This window comes from Chitinophaga eiseniae (assembly GCF_900167135.1).
Classification (GTDB): domain Bacteria; phylum Bacteroidota; class Bacteroidia; order Chitinophagales; family Chitinophagaceae; genus Chitinophaga; species Chitinophaga eiseniae.
Map to the genome: position 1 here is coordinate 64,926 of NZ_FUWZ01000009.1, position 22,512 is coordinate 87,437.

A 22,512-nucleotide genomic window follows, 5' to 3' on the forward strand; every position below is an offset into this window, starting at 1 on the left:
AGGGTATATCCGTTGCAAAGGCTTACTTTGAAAAGTTAAGTTATCCGCTAGCAATTAAGCTACTAGATGAGTTGGAGACGAAATTGGAGAAGAAATAGCACATCTTTTGCCTTGATGTATCGGCTTTAAGTATACTTAGTTTTTTTTGCTTTCCTCCAAACGTATGTTTGCCAGCTAAAACGGTAAGTGTATGAAGGAAAATGTGCAAATTGAAAAAGCTCTAACCCCCATGTTGTTTCCCTTTGATCCCGACCACTTTTGGCAGCGGGTAAGACTTATCATCCGGGAAGAGATATGATCAATTCCGGTCATCAGTTTGTTGAATTTGTATCAAAACTCGGTACCAGTGCGCTGAGCGATTTAACCAAATCTATCTATAACCAGAAAGTCAATCGCGAATCCTCTTTTGCGAGAGGGCTGACAGGCAACGGTGTTTTGAGTGACGAAACGCTGGACCGGTTCAGAAAGGAGGCAAACAGAGAATCGCTGTCAGCTCTTAAAACCGCATGGGCCAAAGAGTTGTCGGGAACAGACCCTGCTTCTATAAATTATATGATCAACCCGTTTGCACGAGCCAACTTTTTATCCGCACGTGCATTGGCGGCTACCTCCAATGAAGAAGCGCTGGGGCTGATTTCGGCTACAGCTGTTGATGTTGCTACGCAGTGGCTTTTCGGATTAGAAGGTGTGCGGCCAAGAAATTTTAAAGCAGGACTTTCTTTCAGCACGGCGGAGATACCCAAGGTGAATAATTCAATTATTGTCGGTGATGGTGGGAATTATGTAACACGAATGAAATATGTACGGGACATTTATGAGCATGAAACACTATCAGATATAATACAGTCAGGTGTTGACAGAACAAACAGTACAGGACTGGAACATGCTGTTGTAAGATTGGGACCCAATAGTCCCTACCCAGGCCTGAAAGTGATGGTGAGCGGCGGAACACACGGTATTAACTTTGCGCCAGGAGAAATTACCACCTTGTTTGGACATACTCATCCGGCTGTGACGGGGGCGAGCACTGCAGATTTTACGGCCTTGCAGCAGTTAAATCAAAGTAAACAGTATATTTTTGAGGGGTTAACTGGACAAAAATTATTAATAAGAAAACCATAGTTATGGCAATCATTTTTGAAAATGAAAGTACCTGCCCTTTGTGCGGGCAGGTACTGAATAAAGAGAAACCTTATTTTTTGCTGCCACCGCTTATTGGGAATGTGAAAGACCCTTTGTTTATTTTCAGTGACAGCGGAATACACGTCGAATGCTTTGAGAGAAATTCTCTGAAGGAAAGAGTGTTGTATCATCTGGACATATATGATAAGCGGCCGCCCGTAACTGATCTGAGATGTGATGTAGACGGTGCTTTGATCACTGATCTGCGAAAAGCACTGCTCTTCGGGCTATTGACATCAGATCCTGATGAACCGCTGTATGAGTTTAACTATACGGTACTCAATACTGATAATGTAAGTAAATGGGAGAAAAGGGAAGCGTTTCTGAAGGCCGGAGCAGATTTTTTACAGCAGGGAAAATGGGAAGGCCTTGCCGGCCCTGGTTTGCTTCGTTATCTGATAGATGAGGTTAATCAGGCTTTAGCGGCAAATCAGCAATAGTCGGTTGGTGACGCTGATAGTGGCTGTGTTTTCAGATATATGCAGCTCATTTTTATCCACCCTACTCTTTTTCTCCATTCATTTATCTCCTTTTTCCTTTTGTGAAAATCTTCGGGCGGGTTCTGTTTTTTGACTTCGCCCGTTTTCTTATCAGTGGTGTTTGCGCTTCAAGCGTGTTAAGTCCAGTAGATTTGCGCCCTTCATTAACTTTGCGCACTTTACCCTTTGGGCAGATTAGTTTGATTGGTAACAGCATACTCAAAAAATTTTAGTCGATTTTTTGGTCGAGTTCAATGCTGTTAACCGTTATAAAGGTGGGGTTTTAAAAAATTGACCGGTTTTATAAGGTGTTGAAAATCAATTTATAAAAGTAAAACTAAGTAAAGTGGTGTAAGACTTTTCCTGACTTCTGTAATCCCATCGGGATCACAGAAATAGAAAAGGCTTCAGAACGTATTCGTTTTGAAGCCTTTTTTTGATTCGATAACTGATCGATTAATTTTTCGGCTATCACAACTTATTGATTTGTAAAAGGTGTTGGGTTCGAGTGCCAAGAGGATAATTAGTGATATGTTGGGCCTCTACGGTAGTATTATATAACCCCGATTTCTTTCCCGTACTTTATACAGGTTAACCAGCTTTTACTAAGATACGAATTATGTATACAAGATTTTAGATCGACTGAATAGAAACTATTGCCTAATAGACGGCATAAATTTTCTTAAGTGCTGTTTAAATGCACCGGACATTTCCTATATGAATAATTATACTGAAATACATTCGCAATGTATTTATAACGTTAACGTATAAACGATTTTAACCTGTTGGTGCATTGTGGGCGCAGTATAGTGTAGGTAATGTCAGTGGATTCTTTGTAACTGTTTGGTATTCTTTACTGTATAAGGTTTTGAGGAGTCCTTCCATTATTGTAAAATGAAAATTGTCAACGTAAATTTTTTACAACAAGAAAACATTCCCGAAAATTATTCCCGGTTTAATTTTAATTTTTACTACTTTCGTTCGAGTTGCTATTTATATAACCATTGCAAAAAGAAAACTGCCGGATAGTATTTATTCTACATTTTTTTAAACGTTGTTAGCCGGTTTGTTACGTCCGTTAGATAGGCCTTAATGAATTTTCCCATTGCTGTTAAAGGATAGATTTGTTTGTTATTGCTTGAGTCTCATAGTATCGGGGGAATTATGGATTGGAATAAATAACCATTTAAGAAAAATAATCATTGTTACACTGTATCTGGTGTAATATTCCTGTTTTGCTGTTGTACGCTTATAACTACCTGTGTTGAATGATGCTACTTTGTCTGCAGGCATTATCGCTGCATGATGCCAACGCGTGTTTGAAAATCAGTGAGTGATCTGTTGGGCCTCTGGGGAGTCATTGCCAGTATGTGCTGGCCTGGATTCGTATGCCCTTACCGGTTCAAGTTGTAGATGGTGAATTGCCATGGTCATCCCGCTTCGCGCTTGCTTTAATGCATCGTAAAGTATGGGTGTCTCTGGAAAGGAATGCTATTTCTATCTGTCTAATTTAGGTGACTGCGCCATGAGTAGAACTATTTTTGATTACCTGATCTCTAGCACTGCAAAAGATCCATGTAAGATTGCTTTTATTTCCTTGGGAGAGAATGGAGAAGAGGTCCGCCGTTTGTCCTATACTGATTTACTCGCGGCAGTAGAAAATCTTTCGGGCAGATTGAATGCAAAAAATTGGAAAGGACATTGTGTATTGCTGATGTTTCAGCATACAGACGACTTTATTGTTTCGTTCCTGGCCTGTATCAGGTCTGGTATTATACCTGTTCCTGTTCCTTACCTCAAAGGCCGTAAGCATACAGAAAGGCTGGAGCGTATCATTACGGATGCCTCCGCGGCAGCGGTGCTTTCTGATGAACCAGGGCTGCACTCGTTGCAACGCCGGTTTTCAGAAAGCGGGGATGCCGCATGTATTGTTTTGTATGATACTACCGCGGAAGAATGCTCCCTGCCGCCGGCCGCACCTGTTTACAATGAAATTGCTTTTATTCAATATACGTCCGGCTCAACAGGCAACCCCAAAGGGGTAGTTGTTACCCATTCCAACCTGTTGCATAATGAACAGCAGATCAGCGCCTGCTTTGGCTGCGAAAGCTCTTCTGTTATTTTCTCCTGGTTGCCGTTCTATCACGATATGGGACTGATTGGTAATCTCTTGCAAACAATATATGTCGGTGGTACCTGTGTACTGTTGCCTCCGTCCGGTTTTATGCGTAAGCCTGCACTTTGGCTGCAGGGAATTTCCAGGTATAAAGCCACCCATAGCGGAGCGCCGGATTTTGCCTATATGCATTGTGTGAATAAAATCACAACGGATGATATGGCCAAGGTTGACCTCTCTTCCTGGAAAGTCGCATTTAGCGGGGCGGAGACGGTAAATGCATCTACGATAGCGCTTTTTAGCCGGCGTTTTTCATCTATCGGTTTTTCGGAAGAATCATTTTGCCCCTGTTATGGATTGGCGGAGGCAACCTTACTGGTCGCCGGAAGAAAAAGAGGAGAAACAAGGACCACCTTGTTTATAAGCACGGAAGAAAATAATCACAGAAAGATCGTCCTGCATGATCAAATAAACAGCAACCTCAAAGCTGTTGTAAGTGTAGGATCGGTCTTCAATGGTACCTCCATCAGGATCATAACCCCCGGCAGCAACCGTTCATGTGAAGCGCTGGAAGAAGGGGAGATATGTATTGCCGGCGAAAATGTTACCCGGGGGTATTGGAACAAAAACAATGAAGCGTACTTTGTCAGCCAGGATACGCAGCTGTTTTTTCGTACCGGCGACCTGGGGTTTACCTATGAAAACGAACTGTTTGTTCATGGAAGACTAAAAGAAATGCTTGTTGTACGCGGCCAGAATTATTATCCCTATGACATAGAACAACAGGTGGCAAAGGTCCCCGGTGTGGAAAATACCGGCATTGCCGTTTTTACTACCAACGATTACGCCGGAGACATGGTTGTAGTGGTTGAAATACAAAAGCAGTTGGCTACCGCTGAACAAATGTCTGATACTGTCAATGCTGTCAATGCTATTGTGAATGGGCATTTTGGAATTGATCCCCACGATATTCTGCTGGTCCGTCCGCTACAGATTCCCCGTACCACCAGTGGGAAATTGCAACGCCTTGCCTGTAGGAAAAGTTATGCTGCGGGTACATTTTCTTCACTATGCTCCAAAACCGGACTGGTACAAACAGCGGAAGATGTGAATGAAGATACCCATTCATCCCGGTTGGAAGCGGTGAAACGGCTTCCTGACGCGATAAACATACAGAATTATGTTGTCAGCATCTTGCGGCTTAAAACACATCTGCCGGAACAACTTATTACAGACAAAAACACAGAACTCAGTGATCTGGGCGTAGACTCCCTAAAGGCCATGGACCTGGTCAATACGGTAAAGCACGACCTGGGAGTAAATATACAGGTAACAGACATTTTTAATAATAATTCGCTGCCGGCACTTGTATCACTCCTGGAAAACCTGCTGTGGCTGCAACAGGCAGAGATTACAGGAAAGAGAATGATCATCTGAACGCACCTTGAAAGTTAATAATATGAGCATACTGGAAATACTGACAGCCTTAAGGGCAAACAATATTGTGCCCTCTGCAGAAGGAGGACAGCTAATGCTGTCCGGTAATACGGATCTGCTGCCCGATGACCTGATAGCTACCATAAAATCCCGCAAAAAAGAACTCCTCGCGTTTTTGCAGGCAGCCATAGGTAATGGAGATCCGGAACCTATTTTGCCCGTCGCAGCGCAACAGCATTACCCGGCTTCCAACGCACAAAAGAGAATATGGCTGCAATGCCAGCTGGAGGTTGCTCAGACTGCCTATAACCTGGTGAAAGGGCTGCATGTCGACCGTGATCTGGATGAAACATTGCTGGAGCAGTCGCTCCAACGGATGATTGCCAGGCATGAAAGTCTGAGGACCATATTCCGTGAATCCGAGGGAGAAATTAGGCAGGTCATACTAAAAGAAGCGGCCATAGCGATAGATTCTTCTTTCATAGCAGATCCTTCCGGGGTCGGCAACCTGCTGCAGCAGGCTTTGAAACAGGCCTTTGAGCATGTTTTTAATCTGGAAAACGGTCCACTGATCAACATCCGTCTGTTACACCTGCCGGATAATGCTACTGTGCTGGTCCTGTGTATGCACCATATTATCAGTGACGGTTGGTCGGCAGGATTACTGCTGAAGGAACTCCTCCTGGAATATGACACCGAACCAGCTATAGCCGTACAGCCCCTGGGGATTCAGTATAAAGACTATACCGCCTGGCAGGAGAGCCGCTGGACCGGCGAATTGGGAGCGGCAGCGGCCAATTTCTGGAAAAATGAATTTGTCAGTTTACCGGAAGCCCTGAACTTGCCTACAGACTTTTTGCGACCCGATCGTAAATCCTTTAAAGGCGCTATCAGCAGATTTTACCCCGGGGAAACGCTGCAAAAGGATATCACTTTATTTTGCCGCCATCACCAGGTGACGCTGTTCAATTTCTATCGTAGTTGCCTGACTATACTGTTGCAGCAATATTCCGGTCAGGATGATATAACGATAGGGGTACCGGTCTCCGGCCGGGGGCATAAGCAGTTGGAAGACCAGATAGGCATGTATGTGAATACGCTGCCGTTGCGGATGGAAATGGATACAACGGAAACGTTCCTGTTGTTTTTGCAGCGGGTGATGGCGCATTCCAACAGCGCCCTGGTATACCAGGATTATCCCTTTGATGAAATTGTAGACAGCATTGACTGTAAATGGGACGTTAACCGTAATCCGCTTTTTGATGTAATGATGGTGTTGCAACAGGTTCCGGTTGCTGCCGGTAGCGATATTAACAAAATATCGTCTGTTGAAAAATATATTTATGGCGGTGACATCATGGAAGAACTGCCGGCATCCGCAAAATTCGACCTGAGCTTCAATTTTGATTTTGAACCTGACGGGGAAGCATACCTGGACATAGAATATGCAACAGATTTATTCGATAAAAAGAAAATCCGTCAGCTCTATCACTCGTGGTTGTCGTTGGTGAAAGTGGTCATGGCAGACCCGGGTATCCTGCTGTCGGATATTACGGTGGTGGACGATGCGGAAGCAATCTGCCTACTGGAAACGTTTAATAATACTGCGGCCGGATTCCGGCAGGATGTAACACTCATAGGCCTGTTCGGGGAGAGGGTAGCTGCCACCCCGGAAAAGACCGCACTGGTGTTTCAGAAAAAAAGCTTTACCTATTCTCAGCTTAATATTATGGCTAACCGCCTGGGAGGCTATCTGCGGGAACATTATCAGGTCTGCCCGGATGACCTGGTGGCGGTGAAGCTGCCCCGTAGCGAATGGTTGATCATTTCCATCCTTGGAATATTAAAGTCCGGTGCGGCTTACGTCCCTATCGATCCCGATTTCCCCGAAGAGCGTATCGACTATATCCGGAAAGACAGTAACTGCAAGGTGCTGATAGATGAGCAGGAATTAAAACGGTTTATCAGTGTATCTGCCAGTTACTCCGCTACAGACCTGCCCCTGGTCAATACGCCTGATGATCTGGCATATGTTATCTATACCTCCGGTTCTACTGGCAGACCGAAGGGGTGTATGCTCCGTAACCGAGGCGTAGTAAACCGTATTGAATGGATGTGGGCGCACTATGGGTATACGGACAACGATGTTATCCTTCAGAAAACGACCTGCACATTTGATGTGTCTGTATGGGAATTGTTTATTCCGCTTTGCCTGGGAGGACGGATGGTGCTTTGTCAGCAAGCCGATACGTGGTCTCCGGAAAGACTATTGCTACTGATAGAACAGGAAAAGGTAACCAATCTGCATTTTGTCCCGGCTATGCTGTTCACTTTTATTACAGACGTTATGCAGCGGGAGAATGTGCCGCATCGGCTCAGGAGCCTTCGGTGTATCATGACGAGCGGGGAGGCCTTGCCGCTCAGTACCGTCAAGGCGTGGTACAACCTGGTACAGGTCCCTTTGTATAACCTGTACGGGCCTACGGAAGCGTCGGTAGATGTCACCTGGTACACAACCGCTGCTACGGATACCATCATTCCTATTGGACGCCCCATATGGAATACACAGATGTATGTGCTGGGGAAATGCAATCAGCTGCTGCCGGTTGGCGTCACCGGCGAAATATGTATCGGCGGAATAGGTCTTGCCAAAGGCTACCTGAATAAACCTGAGCTTACAACCGAAAAATTTGTGCCTAATCCGTTCCGCCCCGGCGAGCGGATGTATAAGACCGGCGACCTTGGTCGCTGGCTGCCTGATGGAAATATCGAATATATTGGCCGCAGGGACGATCAACTGAAGATCCGTGGTTATCGTATAGAGGCCGGTGAAATTGAAGCGGTCCTGCAATCACACCCTGACATTGAAACAGCCGTGGTGACGGCTTGGCTCACACCGCAGCAGGATAAGGAACTGGTAGCTTACCTGGTGACCGGAAAACAGCTGTTGACGAATGATCTTACCGCATTCCTCGGCCATGTGCTGCCTTCTTATATGATACCCTATTATTATGTAACGCTGGATGCGCTGCCGCTTAGTCCCAACGGAAAGATAGACCGTCGTCAGCTGCCATCTCCGGTGCCGTCGATGTTATCTTCAGCAACTTACGAGGCGCCCGTTAATGCGGTTCAGCTGACGCTCGTGCAACTGTGGGAGGAACTGTTGAACCGCAGCCAGGTGGGCATCCGGGACGATTTCTTTAAACTGGGCGGCCATAGTCTGAAAGCCACCAGGCTTGTCAGCCGGATTTATAAACAATTGGAGGTGAAAATCGGTGTAAAGGATGTTTTCCTGCATCCTGTGCTGGAAGACCTGGCTGCACTGATTTTGTCTTTGCAGCAGACTTCATACGCAGAGATTCCGCTGGCAGCACCGGCAGAAAGTTATCCGCTTTCCTCTTCTCAACGCCGGTTATGGGTGATCAGCCAGCTGGAAGGCGGCAATGCCGCTTACAATATGCCTGGTGTGTACGTTTTCGAAGGAGTGTTGAGCGCCGCTGCATTGGCAGCGGCATTTCAGGCATTGATTGTCCGCCACGAAATTCTGCGTACCGTTTTCCGGGAAGACGTGTCGGGAGAAGTACGGCAATATATTCTTGATGAGGATAATACCGGCTTCGTCTTACAGGAAGAAGACCTGCGTATATATGCTGATACTACGGCGCCTTTGAAGAAGGCGCTTGACACCATAGCGCTGGCGCCGTTCTCCCTGTCAGAAGGACCGTTGCTCCGCGCCTGCCTGTACCATCTGTCTGATTATAAATGGGTCTTCGCCTGCACCATGCATCACATCGTCAGTGATGGCTGGTCTATGGGTATTATGATAGCGGAGTTGTTACAGCATTACAATGCGTCCGTGGAAGGGGCGGCATTATCGGCAGCACCGTTAAAATTACAATACAAGGACTATGCTGTATGGCAGCAACAGCAGCTGCTGGGCCCACTATTGGGCATGCATCGCAGCTACTGGCATCAGCAGCTGGATGGAGATCTGCCGGTGCTGGACTTGCCGGTAGACACTCCCCGTTCTGCTGCAAAAAGTTACCGGTGCGGAAGCGTAACACATACTATCAGCAAAGAACTGACGGCCGGGCTGAAAAAACTTTGTGTCAGCAATCACAGTACGGTTTTTATGGGATTATTATCCTGTGTAAATGCACTGTTGTACCGGTATACGGGACAGGATGATATCATCATTGGCTGCCCGGTGGCAGGTCGTGAACACGCCGATCTGGAAGACCAGATAGGTTTTTATGTGAACACCCTCGCCCTGCGTGCCCGCTTTGACGGTGACAGCAGTTTCCTTGAACTGCTGCAACATATCCGTCAGATAACCATGGAAGCCTATACACATCAGCTGTACCCCTTTGATATGCTGGTGGATGAACTGAAGGTACTTCGGGATGCAAGCCGTAACCCGCTTTTCGATGTGATGGTGGTATTGCAGGATGCGACAGAAGAAGAGATGAGGTTGCCATCATTGAATGGTATAAGCGTAACACATTATCAGGAAGATACCGTCAGGGCCAGCAAATTTGATTTGCTCTTCAGCTTCAGGGAAACGGCTGGAACGTTGCAGCTGACAATGGATTATAACAGTGATCTGTACAACATCGATAAGATAGCACAGATGGGGCGTCACCTGGAACAGCTGCTGACAGCGGTATTGGCCGGTCCTGAAATAAAACTGGCTACATTGTCTTATCTGGGCGTTGCGGAAGCGGCACAATTGCTGGGCACGTTCAGTAAGATCATCAATGGATATAAGCCCCGCAAAGATTTGGCTGTGATGATGCAACAACGGGGTTATGCAGGCATTCGTACCTACATCGTCGATGAACACCTGCAACTTCTGCCGGTTGGCATAAAAGGAGAGATCTGCATCGCCCTGATGCCGGAAGATAAAACAGGTGCAACGGAACTGCCGCCTGCGCATCCCGACTTTAAAGGCCGGTTATTCAGGACTGGTGATCTGGGCGTAAGGTTGGCTGACGGAGAGATCGCTTTTTCTGTCCGCAAAGAAGACCTGGTGTATATCCATGGCTGTAAGGTGGATATTACTGCTGTCGAAGCTGTTTTATTGTCCTTCCCGGGCGTTACGGCAGCAATGGTAAAGGCGCTGAAAGTTTCAGCGGATAATACGGTGCTGCTGGCCTACCTGCAGAGCAGCATGGAATTCCAGGCCGCTGCTGTCAAGTCCTTCCTTAGCGCAGTGCTGCCTGCGGCCATGGTCCCTCAATATTACATCGGACTCGACGAACTGCCGCTGGACGAAGAAGGGCTTCCGGACAGGTCAAAGCTGCCATTGCCCGCGCCGGAGCAGCTTTCCGGACTTGAATGGTATGCCCCTCCCGAAAATGAGGTCCAGGAAAAGCTCCTGGAAATATGGACCGGGTTGTTATTCCGGGAGAAGATCAGCATTTACGATCATTTCTTTGAACTGGGAGGACATAGTTTAAAAGCCACCAGGCTGGTTAACCTGATCTACAAAACTTTTGAGGTTAAAGTAGGGTTGGACGAGATTTTCAAACATCCGGTACTGGCAGACCTGGCGGCATTAATAGATGCTGCCATGCATACGGGGTTTGTCGCCATACCAATGGCAACACCGCAGGAAAGTTATGCGTTGTCACCGGCACAAAGGAGGCTGTGGGTGGTTTGTCAGCTGGAGGAAGCGAGCGTTGCGTATAATATGGCCGGTGCGTACGTGCTGGAAGGAGATCTGCAACAGCCAATACTACAGGCCGCCTTTCATGCCCTGGTCGACAGGCATGAAATACTGAGGACCGTTTTCAGGGACGATGAAGCCGGAAACATACGCCAGTATATACTGGAGGCAGATCAGCCAGACTATCATATTCCTGAAACAGATTTCAGGATGAGCGCAGATGTTGATGCATCCGTAAAAGAGGCGGTCCTCGCCGGAGGCTTACAGCCTTTTTCTCTGTCTGCCGGCCCATTGGTCCGGCTGGCACTATACCGGCAGGCTGCAGACAAATGGGTGCTGGGCTGTACCATACACCACATTATCAGTGATGGCTGGTCTATGGAAATCATGATACGCGAATTACTGGAATACTATAATGCAGGCGTCTCCGGACGAACACTGTTATTGCCGCCCTTGCGCATACAGTATAAGGACTACTCGGTATGGCAACAGCAGTTGTCCCTGCAGTCCAGCGAAGAACGCCTGTATTGGCTGAAGCAGTTTGAAGGAGAAATCCCTGTTTTGCAACTGCCAACAGATAAGGCACGCCCGCAGGTAAAATCATATCGCGGGCAAACGATCTGTAAAATGATACCAGGCGATCTTTTTAACAGGTTCTCATCCTTATTGCAACGGGAGAAAGATACCCTGTTTATGGGCCTGCTATCACTGGTCAACGTATTATTATATCGTTATACCGGTCAGGATGATATTATTACCGGCAGCCCTGTTGCCGGCAGAAGACATCCGGACCTGGAAGGCCAGATCGGTTTTTATGTAAACCTCCTTGCTTGGCGCACCCGGCTGACAGAAGAAGATAACTATTTGTCACTGCTGGAGAAGGTAAAAGATACCGTATTAAAAGGGCTTAACTACCAGGAGTATCCATTCGATGCGCTTGTGGAAGAATTGCCGCTGCCCCGGTCAACAAACAGGTCGCCATTGTTTGATGTACTGCTGGTATTGCAGCAGTCCTCCGGAGAGGAAGAATCCGGTGGCGTTGCCGGTATGACGGTCAAAGACTATGGCAGGCAGGAACAACAGATCAGCAAGTTTGATATTTCCTTCTGCTTCACCACTGCAAACGATGAACTGCAACTGTTGCTGGAATATGATGACAGCCTCTTTACCAAAATGACTGCTGACCGTATAGGGGACCACGTTATACAGCTGATGAATGCTGTAACGGAAGATCCGGGCTTACAGCTGAAACAGTTGAGTTACCTGACAGTACCGGAAAAAGAGCAACTGCTGAATACCTTTAACGACACGGCCGCGCCATTCCCGGCGGGTCAGACCATCGCTGCATTGTTTGAAGAACAGGCGCGGCTTACGCCCGATAAAACAGCGCTGGTATTTGAAGATGTACGTCTTACCTACCGTGAATTGCGGGATAGGGCGAATCGGCTGGCTGTAGTATTGAACAGACAGTATGATATCAACCCGGATGATCTGATCGCTGTGAAGCTCAAACGCAGTGAAATGCTCATCGTCACCATAATTGCCATACTCAGGACCGGTGCCGCTTATTTGCCGGTGGACATGGATTATCCGGAGGAACTGATCGGCTATATGATATCCGACAGTAATTGTATCGCACTGATTGACGAAGAATGGCTGTCGGAACATGAAGCTGGTGTAGCATTGCCGGAGGCGGAAGTCTTGCCGGTAAGGGGAGAAAGCCATCACCTGGCATATGTAATGTACACTTCGGGATCTACAGGAAAGCCCAAAGGGGTGATGGTAGAGAACCGAAGTGTGGTGAGACTGGTGAAATACGAGAATTATGCAGGTCTTACAGGAACGGAAGTATTATTGTCTACCGGTGCTTTGTCTTTTGATGCCACCACTTTTGAATACTGGGGCATGTTGCTGAACGGGGGATGCCTGGTACTGTGCAGCCAGGAAACACTGCTGGACAATTCCCTGTTACATACTGTAATAACCGGCGAGAAAGTTAATATCATGTGGTTTACTGCCGGATGGTTTAACCAGCTGGCCGACAGTTACCCTATCGTTTTTAGCGGCTTGAACAAAATCCTGACAGGGGGTGATAAAATTTCTCCCGTACATGTGAATAAACTACTGCAGGAATATCCGCTGCTGGATGTTATTAACGGTTACGGGCCAACGGAGAATACAACGTTTTCCCTGACCTACCGGGTACAGGCGGGCGAGGTGGAAATCCCGATCGGGAAACCGGTGTCAAACAGCACTGTTTATGTACTGGATGACCAGCTGAAACTTGTACCTGTTGGCATCACCGGAGAAATATGTGTAGGAGGCGCCGGACTGGCAAGGGGTTATCTGAACAAACCTGACCTAACAGCGGAGAAGTTTATTCCGAACCCTTATTGCCCCGGAGAACTGATGTATAAAACCGGTGACCTCGGCCGTTGGCGACCTGATGGTAATATCGAGTTCCTCGGCCGGAAGGACGATCAGCTGAAAATACGCGGCTATCGTATAGAAGCCGGTGAAATAGAAACCATTCTGGAGTCGCATCCTGATATTAATGCCGCCCTGGTTACAGCGTGGCTTACTCCCCAGGGCGATAAAGAACTGGTAGCTTATGTGGTGGGCAGCCGGCCACTGGAGGCAGGAGCGCTTACCGCTTACCTGGGTAACATTCTCCCTGCCTATATGGTGCCGTACTATTATGTACCGCTGGATGCATTGCCGCTCAGCCCCAATGGTAAAGTGGACCGGCGTCAGCTGCCGTCTCCCGCCACTGCGGCCCTGGCTTCGGATACAGTTTATCAGCCACCTGTTAATCCTGTTCAGTCAACCCTTGTGGAGCTTTGGCAGGAGCTGCTGAACCGCAGCCGGGTAGGCATCCATGATGATTTCTTCCGGCTGGGAGGCCATAGCCTGAAGGCTACCAGGCTGATAAGCCAGGTTTATAAGACGCTGGAGGTGAAAATCGGACTGAAAGATGTCTTCCTGCACCCGGTGCTGGAAGATCTGGCTGCGCTGATCATGTCTTTGCAACATACTGCCTACGCAGAAATCCCGCTGGCGCCGCCGTCCCTCTGTTACCCGCTTTCTTCTTCCCAGCGCCGGTTATGGGTGATCAGTCAGCTGGAGGGTGGTAATGAAGCCTATAACATACCGGGCGTATATGTTTTTGAAGGAGCGTTGAACATTACGGCGCTTGCCACTTCATTTCACGCGCTGATAGCCCGCCATGAGGTGTTGCATACCGTGTTCCGCGAAGATGCGTCAGGAGAGATATGCCAGTATATCCTTGATTTGGATAATACCGGGTTCCAATTACAGGAAGTGGACCTGCGCGCATGTGCTGATGCCGACGAGCAGCTCCGGCAGGCGCTCGATGGCATGGCGCTGAAACCCTTCTCCCTGTCCGATGGCCCGTTGCTGCGCGCATGCCTGTACCGTATGGCTGACGATAGGTGGGTGTTTGCCTGTACCATGCATCACATCGTCAGTGATGGCTGGTCCATGGGCATCATGATAGAAGAACTGCTACAGGGTTATCATGCAGCGGCCACCGGAGCGTCCTTGTCGCTGCCGCCTTTGAGGCTGCAATACAAAGATTATGCGGTATGGCAGCAGCAGCAGCTGAGCGGTCCGTTACTGGCCGCGCAGCGTAGCTACTGGCATCAGCAACTGGAAGGAGACCTGCCGGTGCTGGAGCTGCCTGTAGACAAGGTTCGTTCTGTCGTTAAAAGTTACACAGGAGGGAATGTGAAGCACGTATTCAGCAGGGAGCAGGCCGCAGGACTAAAAACGCTTTGCGTCAACAACGGCAGTACGCTGTTTATGGGTTTGCTGGCCTGTGTAAACACACTATTGTACAGATATACAGGACAGGAAGATATCATCGTGGGCAGCCCTGTTGCCGGCCGGGAACATACCGATCTGGAAGATCAGATAGGCTTTTATGTGAACACCCTGGCACTGCGCGCCCGTTTTGACGGCAATGACAGTTTTCTCCGCTTGTTGCATCATATCCGTCAGGTTACGATGGAAGCATATACGCATCAACAGTATCCCTTCGACATGCTGGTGGATGAACTGGACCTTCCCCGGGACACCAGCCGCAACCCATTGTTCAACGTAATGGTGATATTGCAGAATAATGAACGTGTACAACCACAGGCTTTTCAGCAGCTCGTTGATCTCCGGGCCACTCCCTATGCGTCAGATGGATTTACTATCAGTAAGTTTGATCTGCTGCTGGGTTTTATGGAAACAGCGGAAGGGTTGTTACTCGAAATCGAATACAGCCGGGACCTGTATGAACACGAGACCATCGAACGGATGGTAACTCACCTGGAACAGCTGCTGGAGGATATCATATTACACCCTGTAAAATCCCTGTATGAACTGAAGCTGTTGCCGGAACAGGAAAGCCGACTGCTGCGCGAGGTGTTCAACAAACCGCAGACTGCTCCTGATGAAAGAACGATTGTGGATCTTTTCCGGAAGCAGGCAGCCTGTACTCCTGATAACCCAGCTATCGTAAGTGGCAGCGATATAGTTACCTATGCCTCTCTGGATGAGACGTCCAACAGATTTGCCCACTATCTGCTGCACCACTACAGGATCGTCCCTGACAGCCTGGTGGCTGTCAAAATGGAGAGAAATCCGGCATTTGTTATTACCGTTCTGGCGATCATAAAAACGGGGGCGGCCTATATGCCGGTGGATATTTCCTGTCCGGAAGAAAGGTTAAAGCTACTGGAGGAGGACAGCAATTGTATCACTATTATAGATGATGATTTCTATGCGGCCGCCGTTGCTGCCCTGCCCGGATTTGCGGGAACGGCGCCGGAGGTGGCGCTGACGGCAGATCAGCTGTTGTATCTGATATATACATCGGGGTCAACAGGTATTCCCAAAGGTATTATGATGCCGCACCGGAGCATGGTCAACCTCATGTTGTATCACACCGGCCTGTTTCCGGATAACGAAGTGACAAAAGTCTCATTGCTGGCCAATGTTGGTTTTGATGTGTCTTTCCAGGAAATATTTTCCACATTGCTTCGCGGCGCCGTATTATATCCGGTGGAGGAAGATGTAAAAAAAGATCCGGTGGCGCTCACCGATTTTATTGTCCGGCACCGAATTGATACCGTGTTTCTGCCTACTGCCTATTTTAAATTGCTGGCAGAAGATGATTATTTCCTGGATAATGTCCGAAACGTGGTCAAACATGTCATCGTGGCGGGAGAGCAACTGATATTAAGTGAATCGTTCATACAGTATTTGCAGGAGAGCGAATGGGAACTGCATAACCACTATGGTCCTGCTGAAACCCATGTGGTAACGGTGCTTCGCATGGGCCGCGACAACGCCTCCGGTATGCAGCGGCTGCCGACGATAGGAAAGCCGGTAGATAATTCACAGATTTATATACTGGATAACCATCATCAGCTATGCCCGGTGTCTGTTATCGGAGAGATCTGTATTGGCGGAGCAGCGGTTGCCAGAGGATATCTCAATAAAACAGACCTGACAGCAGAAAAATTTGTGGACGATCCTTTCTTTCCTGGTCGGAAGATGTATAAAACAGGAGACCTGGGAAGATGGTTGCCCGATGGGAATATAGCGTATACCGGGCGCCGTGACGGACAACTGAAAGTACGCGGCTACAGGGTAGAACCAGGAGAAATAGAAACCACCCTGTTGTCATGGCCGGGCATTGAATCGGTGGCGGTACAGCTTTTCCCCGGCGCCAAAGGAGAAGCGGAGCTGGTGGCCTATATGGTGTCCGCAACAACAATACCGGTACCGGAAATCCGTGTGTTTCTGGAAGAGCGGTTACCTGCCTACATGGTACCGTATTTTTACCTGCAAATACCTGAGTTGCCACTAACGGCCAATGGTAAGACTGACAGAAGTAAATTACCACTCCCCGCGGTGGATGACTATCTTACCAACAGCCGGCAGATAGCCCCCCGCAACAGCACAGAGGAGAAACTGGTGGTTATATGGAGGCAGCTGCTGGGCCGTGAAAAAATTAGTGTCCACGATCATTTCTTTGAAATGGGAGGGCACAGCCTTAAAGCTACCCGGCTTGTAAGCCAGATATATAAGACGTTTGAGGTGAAAATCGGACTGAAGGACATTTTCGCCCATCCTTCCATCGAAGCGCAGGCAATCATGATACAATCTGCACGCCGCGCAGCTTTCGATCCCATCCTTCCCGCGCCGGAAGCTGATAGTTACCCGTTATCGGAGGTACAGCGAAGACTCTGGATTATGAGTCGTTTTGAAGGCGCTAATGCGGCCTATAACATGCCGGGAGTATTTAAGTTTGAAGGAAAGCTGGACTATACAGCGTTGGAAAATGCTTTCAGCAGGCTGATAGCCCGTCATGAAAGCCTGCGTACTGTTTTCCGTGAAGACGGTAGCGGGGAGGTGAAGCAGTTTATCCTGGACCCGGCGGCTACAGGATTCAGGATAATTTATGAGAACCTGAATAACCTCGTTGACAACGAAGCCGGACTAAATGAAATCATCAGAAAAGAAGCCATGAGACCTTTCTCTTTGGCAACGGGGCCATTGCTGCGGGCTGCGCTTTACAGGATAGCTTCCAACCGATGGATCTTCGTATATACGATGCATCACATTGTCAGCGACGGCTGGTCGATGAATATTCTGATCAAAGAGCTGATGAACTGCTACAACGCTCATGTGGCCGGAAAAGAATGGAAATTGCCGCCTTTAGCTATTCAGTACAAAGATTATACACTATGGCAGCTCCAACAGCTCAGCGGGTCACAGGGAGATATTTACCGGTCCTATTGGCTGAAACAGCTGGAAGGTCCATTGCCTTTACTGGAGCTGCCTGCGGATAGTACGCGCGCAGCCGTCCGGAGTTTTCAGGGAAATGTTGTATATCACTTCTTTCAGGAAAAGGAAATAGTTGCCTTGAAATCACTTTGCCTGAACCATGACAGCACATTGTTCATGGGATTGTTAGCCCTTGTCAACACCCTGTTGTACAGGTATTCAGGCCAGACAGATATTATAATGGGCACACCGGTGGCGGGCCGGGAGCATGTGGACCTGGAGCACCAGATCGGTTTCTACGTGAACACGCTTGCTCTTCGCAGCAGGTTTGCAGGTAATAACAGCTTTGAAGAGCTGCTGCAACACACCAGGCAGATAACATTGGAAGCCTATTCCTATCAGGCATATCCGTTTGATACGCTGGTGAACGAATTGAATATTGCCCGTGATACGAGCCGTAACCCGCTGTTTGATGTTATGATCATCCTTCAGAACAATGATAAGAGTTACATCGAAACCGTTAAAGATGCCGGTGAGTTGCTGATCGACAATTATCCCTACCACGAAAGGGCATTCAGTAAGTTTGACCTGACGTTTGATTTTATAGAGTTACCCGGAGGGCTACAGCTTACACTGACCTACGACAAAGGACTCTTTCATGAGCAACGGATGAAAGATATGAGCAGGCATATGGCAACGCTGTTGTCTGCTGTCCTGGACGATCCGGCATCTCCGTTGGAGCATTTCGATCTGCTGACGGCCGCCGAAAAGCTGAATGCCATTGCCACGGCAAAAGAACAGCCATATTCGTTCAATCCGAAGAATACATTTCAGTATACACTGGATTCCTACGCCGCTGAAATCCCAACAGCCCTGATAGCGGTGGAGGGTGGCCGCACCATCGCCCTGGCGGCATTACAACAGCAATCCGGAAGTTTCTGCAGTTACCTGAAGGATCATTGTCACCTGAAACCGGAACACATAGTGGAAGTGCAGCTGGAAGATCCGTTGCTGCGCGCGGTCGCTGTGGCCGCTGTCACCAGGGCGGGCGCCACCTTGCTGTTACGGGAAACGCCTGACAGCATGCCACTGCCTGCCGTGAAAGAGGTGAAGATCATCAACACTGCGCTGGTGAAGGGCTGGTTGCTGCAAAAGGAAAAATACGGGATAGCGGATGTCGTTCCCGTTCATCCGGCACATCCTGTTATTACGCTCTGCACACTGGAAAATTCACTGGTGATAAAGTACGATACTGCCGTTAATCAGCTGTTCTGGTCCGGCGCGACAGAGTGGGAACAAGGAATTGCCGCCATGCAATGCTGGGTGCAGCAGGATTTTCACAGGATGGTAACCACCTTCTATGCCGGCCTGAAAATGAAGCAGACCCCCGATATTCCCACAGATGCAGCAATACAGGACACTTTCAATGCTGCGATCAGTGAGGAGTTTTAAATATCATCCTGTTAGGATTTATTAACGTAAAAAGCAAAGACATGAGTAAAAAAGCCATACATGCCGTATTTGAGCAGGTGGCCCAAACCCGGCCTTCCGCCATAGCAATAGAATCAGGGAAGGAACATATTACCTATCAGGCACTGAATATATTAGCCAATCGGATCGCGTTTCTGTTGCAACAGGCAGGTGCAGGTAAGGATAATATTGTAAATATTGTGATGCCTTCCTCTGTGCCTTATGTGGGTGCGTTGCTGGCCGTTCTGAAACGGGGAAGCATCTTTTTGCCGGTAGACCTGTCATTTCCGAAAAAACGGCTTGAACAGGTCCTGACAGAGACATTTGATGGTATCGCCATCGTAGCGGCTGCCTGGAAAGACGATTTCCTGTTGCTGGCGGCGGAAATGAATATTGTTGTGGTTTCCCTGATCGTTATTGACGACACGAATATCCCCGTTTTATTAACCAGGAAGAACGAGGATTGGGACGTGTTTAAAACCTCACCGGCTGTCGAATGGGATCACAACCCGCATCTGGAAGTAAACGGGGAAGAATCCTGTTATATCTATTACACCTCCGGCTCCACGGGGAAAGCCAAAGCTATTGTGGGCAAAAATGTAAGCCTCAGCCATTTCATCCACTGGCAGATCCGGGAATTCAATATTGACGCCGGCTGTCGCGTTACGCAGTTGGCGCAGGTGACATTCGACGCATCGTTGCGCGATATTTTTGTTGCGCTGATCGCCGGCGGGACGCTCTGTATTCCGGATACAGCCACCAAAGGGACGCCTGCGTTGCTGCTCCGATGGCTGGAGCAGCAACGGATCACTATTATCCACTGTGTGCCATCCCTTTTCAGAGTGCTGACACAGGAGCGGGCTGCAACGGCAAACGTTCATCTGGAACAGCTGAAATATATTTTTACCGCTGGTGAAATGCTTTATGGAAAAGATATTGTGGAATGGAGAAAGTATGAAGGGGAACAGGCTGAAATCGTCAGTTTCTACGGCCCTACGGAAACCACTATGATCAAAACCTTTTACAGGATAGGCCCTAAACTGCCTGCAGGAAAGATCCCTGCCGGCATCCCCATCAGCAACACCGTCGTAGCGGTCATTGACAATGACAGGCGCTGTGCCCCCGGTGAAACAGGGGAGATATATATCAAGACACCGTTTGCAACAAAAGGATATTACAATAATCCTGCCCTGACCAGCGAATATTTTGTGCAGAATCCCCTGCAACAGGATGTTACGGATATCGTTTATAAAACCGGGGACCTCGGCAGGTTACTCCCGGATGGCAATATAGAGATTGTGGGACGTGCGGACAATCAGGTGAAAATTAACGGTATCCGCCTGGAACTGGAGGAAGTCGAGCTGGCAATATTACAACAGGAACAGGTAACGAGCGTGGTTGTAAAAGCGCACCATGAAAAGGATAATTCCCTCATGCTGGCTGCCTACTACACCGGCGCTCCGATTGCCGCCGAATCTTTTCACGCTTTTCTTGCGCCGTTGCTGAACAAGAGCTTCATCCCTTCGTATTTCATTCACCTGGAAGCGTTTCCACTGAACAAAAACGGAAAGGTGGACAGGAGCGCGTTATTTTTGCCGGGACCGGGTGACGGACAGGACGATGCTGCCGACCGCCCACAGGGTGAAACGGAAGAGAGAGTAGCCGCACAGTGGAAGGCCATTCTGGGAAATGAATCGTTGGGAAGAAACACTTCTTTTTTCGCTTCCGGCGGAAACTCCCTGAAGGCGCTGCTGCTGCTTTCCAGGATTAAACGGGACCTGGGAGTGAGTCTGAAAATAACGGACATTCTTGGGTTGCCCACCATCAGAGAGCAGGCAGCCTTCATTGATAACAGCCTGCATACAGGATTTGAGGCCATTCCCATCGTTGCCGGACAAGCGTCTTATCCTGTGTCGGCGGCACAAAGAAGAATTTGGGTACTTAGTCAGTTTGAAGAAGGAAACACTGCCTATAATATACCCGGAGCCTGTACTTTTGAAAACGCTCCTGATATACCGGCGCTGGAATACGCCTTTACCTCGATGTTGTCGCGTCATGAAAGCCTGCGCACCGTTTTCCGGGATGAAGGCAGCGACGGCATCAGGCAGTTCATCCTGGAAGCGGGAAGCATTCGTTTCAGGATCGGGAATGAAGACTTCCGCGAGGAGAAAGACGTATTGCAGAAACTGACGGACTTCTCGGCAGCTCCATTTGACCTGACTACCGGGCCATTGCTGCGAGCCGGACTATTTCGCACAGGGCAGGAGGAATGGGTGTTTGTTTGCTGTATGCACCACATTATCAGCGATGGATGGTCTGTGAATGTTTTTATCCGTGAACTGCTGCATTTTTACGATGCCTTCCTGCACCAAAGGAAACCTTCCCTGTCCCCGTTACGTATTCAATACAAAGATTACGCAGCCTGGCAACAGGCACAGCTGCTAAAAGACGAGAATGAAAACGGGCATAAACTTTTCTGGCTTCAATTGCTCGAAGGGGAGTTGCCGGTGCTGGACCTGGCCACGGATAAACTCCGGCCGGCCATTAAAACTTTCCGGGGCGATATAGTAAAACAGGAGATCAGTTCAGCGAACCTTGCACGCATTAAAACTTCTGTCGCCAGAAATAACAGTACGTTATTCACGCATCTTTTATCATTGGTTAATATTCTCCTCTTCCGTTATACCAACCAGGAGGATATTATCATCGGATGCCCTGTCGCCGGGCGCCAGCATACGGACCTGGAGGACCAGATCGGGGTATATGTGAACATGTTGCCGGTCAGATTGCGTTTCAGTGGCAGTGACGCGTTCAGCGCCATACTGGGAAAGGCTAATTCCGTTACGATGGCGGCCCTGGAGCATCAGCATTATCCTTTTGATGTATTGGTGGATTCGCTGAACCTGAAGCGGGACACCAGCCGTAATCCTATTTTTGATGTGGCGTTGGTGGTGCACGATTATGTGAAGCCGCAGGCGTCAGCCGATGAAACGCTTCATGTTAAAGCGTTTGAAGGCATCAGCAGAAATTTCAGCAAGTTTGACCTCACTTTCAATTTCCAGGAGACCGCTGCGGAACTTCGGTTAAACATTGAATATAATACAGACTTGTTTTACAGGGACACCATCATAAGGATGGGAAAACACTTTTTGCAGTTGCTGGAAGTAGCGCTGAGCGCTCCTGAAACTGCGGTAGGCAAGCTGGACTACCTCTCCTCAACAGAAAAAGATTATTTACGGCATGTGTTGGACAACAGTGCTGTGCCCTATCCGGCAACGGCGACGGTTACTTCATTGTTTGAGTCTCAGGTGGCGGCCACACCGGATAATATAGCGGTGGTTTGCGGGGACACGCGGCTG

Annotated in this window: 5 protein-coding genes; all 5 read left to right on the forward strand. The window is 48.5% G+C overall.

Annotation, left to right across the window (positions count from 1 at the left end; translation table 11 throughout):
- Nucleotides 1-294: 294 nt before the first annotated feature.
- The gene (locus tag B5D63_RS33690; protein WP_078673302.1) at nt 295-1,122 is read left to right on the forward strand and encodes a hypothetical protein; all 828 of its coding nucleotides are present in this window, start codon (nt 295-297) and stop codon (nt 1,120-1,122) included.
- A 2-nt stretch (nt 1,123-1,124) separates the two neighbouring features.
- Nucleotides 1,125-1,622 (forward strand): hypothetical protein, encoded by a 498-nt coding sequence (locus tag B5D63_RS33695; RefSeq protein ID WP_078673303.1) that lies wholly within the window; start codon nt 1,125-1,127, stop codon nt 1,620-1,622.
- Nucleotides 1,623-3,186: 1,564 nt separating this feature from the next.
- Nucleotides 3,187-5,214 carry an AMP-binding protein gene (locus B5D63_RS33700; RefSeq protein WP_159456268.1) on the forward strand — a complete coding sequence of 676 codons (2,028 nt, stop codon included), beginning with the start codon at nt 3,187-3,189 and terminating at the stop codon, nt 5,212-5,214.
- Nucleotides 5,215-5,236: 22 nt separating this feature from the next.
- Nucleotides 5,237-19,135, forward strand: a complete 13,899-nt coding sequence (locus B5D63_RS33705) for a non-ribosomal peptide synthetase (RefSeq protein WP_078673305.1) — start codon at nt 5,237-5,239, stop codon at nt 19,133-19,135.
- A gap of 41 nt (nt 19,136-19,176) precedes the next feature.
- Nucleotides 19,177-22,512 (forward strand): non-ribosomal peptide synthetase (locus tag B5D63_RS33710; protein WP_143313333.1); only part of this gene is annotated, 3,336 nt, incomplete at its 3' end.